This is a genomic window from Pseudoalteromonas sp. ESRF-bin5, from assembly GCF_002632075.1.
In the GTDB taxonomy this organism is placed as follows: domain Bacteria; phylum Pseudomonadota; class Gammaproteobacteria; order Enterobacterales; family Alteromonadaceae; genus Pseudoalteromonas; species Pseudoalteromonas marina.
This window is the reverse complement of sequence record NZ_NTLW01000034.1, coordinates 1-2,218: the sequence shown is the minus strand read 5'-3', so window position 1 is coordinate 2,218 and position 2,218 is coordinate 1. Positions and strand designations below refer to the sequence as shown.

Below are 2,218 nucleotides of genomic sequence, written 5' to 3'. Positions count from 1 at the left end.
AGCCGAAGTTACCGAGATAAAGTAAAAGCAGCATTAGCGAGCTAAAATTATAGTTAGAAATAAAAAATGCGAGCTAAGCTCGCATTTTTTTAAAGCGTTAATTACTCAACAGTAACAATTTTCATTGTATTTGTTGCGCCAACCGTTTCCATTGAATCACCATGCGTTAAAATCACAGTATCACCTGACGCTAACGATCCTTGGGCAACAAGCGTATCTAAAGCTGCTTTAACCATTGCATCTTTTTCTGTTTGTGTTGAATCAAAAAACACAGGGTAAACACCACGATAAAGTGCGGTTTGACCAAGCGTACTAGCATGACGAGATAGTGAGTAGATTGGTAAACCCGAACTAATACGTGACATTAGTTTTGCTGTGCTACCTGATTCAGTAAGCGTTACAATAGCTTTAACAGAGTCTAAATGGTTTGCTGCATACATAGCTGATAAAGCAATTGATTCTGCATTATTAGAAAAACGGCTATCTAAACGGTGCTTAGATACGTGTGTTTCTTTTTGTGACTCAGCACCTAAACAAACTCGCGCCATAGTCGCTACAGTTTCTTCAGGGTAATCACCCGCTGCGGTTTCTGCAGAAAGCATTACAGCGTCGGTACCATCAAGCACTGCGTTTGCAACATCCATTACTTCAGCACGTGTTGGCATTGGGTTATCGATCATCGATTCCATCATTTGCGTTGCTGTAACAACAGTACGGTTCAATGAACGAGCACGACGAATAATAAGCTTTTGCTTGCCCATTAACGCAGCATCGCCAATTTCTACACCTAAGTCACCACGCGCAACCATAACAGCATCTGAAGCAAGTACAATGTCGTCAATCGCTTCTTGCGTTTCTACAGCTTCAGCACGTTCAATTTTTGCAAGAAGTTGCGCTTTAGAGCCTGCTGCTTCTGCTAAAGAACGAACGTAACGCATATCATCACCACTACGTGGGAAGGATACCGCAATATAATCTACATCGATTTCTGCTGCTGTGATTAAATCTTCTTTGTCTTTATCAGTAAACGCAGGGGCAGTTAATCCACCGCCCAAACGGTTAATCCCTTTATTATTTGATAAAACACCTCCCACTGTAACGGTACAGTGAACTAGATGATCAACTACTTTATCAACTGTAAGTTGAATTAAACCATCATTTAAAAGAAGTAAATCGTTAGGAGATACGTCTTGTGGAAGCTCTTTATAATCGATACCTACAGCGCTTACATCGCCTTGCCCTTTTTCCATTTTTGCATCAAGAATAAACTTAGCGCCCACTTCTAGGGTTACTTTGCCTTCTTTAAACGTTGATACACGGATTTTAGGACCTTGAAGGTCGGCAAGGATAGCAATATGTTTGTTCAATCGTTTTGCAATATCACGAACTGCTTGTGCACGGTCTTTATGATCTTGAGCCACACCGTGTGAGAAGTTTAAACGTACTACGTTTGCGCCTGCGCGAATTATTTTTTCTAAGTTGTTATCTCTATCGGTAGCGGGCCCAAGGGTAGCGACTATTTTTGTGCGTCTTAGCATCAATTTCTCCTGTGTGCTTGGTGAAAGCAGGTTGACGGTTATTTTGTTTACGATAGATATAGCTTTATAAAGCTATATCTTTAGTTGTAGGCAAAGCTAAAAGAATTGCCACTATTTTATACAAAACTATTGTGTCATCATTATGACACCGGTGTCAAAATGCGTCAATGATCATAATTTTAATTTGCTTTGCTTTTAGTCACCCTTTGCTCGATGATATTTGATATAATTGCGAGGCATTTATACCTGTAGTGAAATATTACTTTGTATTGGCTCATTGTTAGTATTTTATTACTGTATACGTATAAAGCATGCGGTATTATTGAATGAATACATTGAATTTTCTAACCAAATAGTTGTTACCGAGGAGGACACTAAATGCAAGTTGCATTAGTCGGGTTAGGCGTTATGGGGAAAAATCTTGCCCTAAATTTGATAGAAAAGGGGATAACGCTTGTTGCTTATGACAAAAACCCACATGCGGGTGAAGAGTTAATAAGTTGTGCTAAATCTCAAGGCATGGCTGACAAACTTCACATTGTTTCTGATTTAGGAGACATGGTAAGGCGTTTAGAAGCACCTCGTTCTATTTTATTACTTGTTCCTGCGGGTGAGTTAGTAGATACCGTTTGTAATGAACTGGTAAACGCAGGCGTAGAGTGTGATGATATTATAGTTGA

2 protein-coding genes are annotated in these 2,218 nt (G+C 39.5%); one reads left to right on the top strand and one right to left on the bottom strand.

Annotated features, from left to right (window positions below; translation table 11 throughout):
* Window positions 1–101: 101 nt before the first annotated feature.
* Window positions 102–1,538 carry a pyruvate kinase gene (gene pyk, locus BCG07_RS00800; protein ID WP_039036906.1) on the bottom strand — a complete coding sequence of 479 codons (1,437 nt, stop codon included), beginning with the start codon at window positions 1,536–1,538 and terminating at the stop codon, window positions 102–104.
* A gap of 378 nt (window positions 1,539–1,916) precedes the next feature.
* On the opposite strand from pyk, the gene BCG07_RS00795 reads away from it, so the two are divergent.
* The coding region (locus BCG07_RS00795) for an NAD(P)-binding domain-containing protein (protein ID WP_286888085.1) at window positions 1,917–2,218 on the top strand (302 nt) is incomplete at its 3' end.

Bases quoted from the DNA above. Each gene is read 5' to 3' on its own strand.
- pyk (WP_039036906.1), bottom strand. From the start codon at position 1,538: ATGCTAAGACGCACAAAAATAGTCGCTACCCTTGGGCCCGCTACCGAT.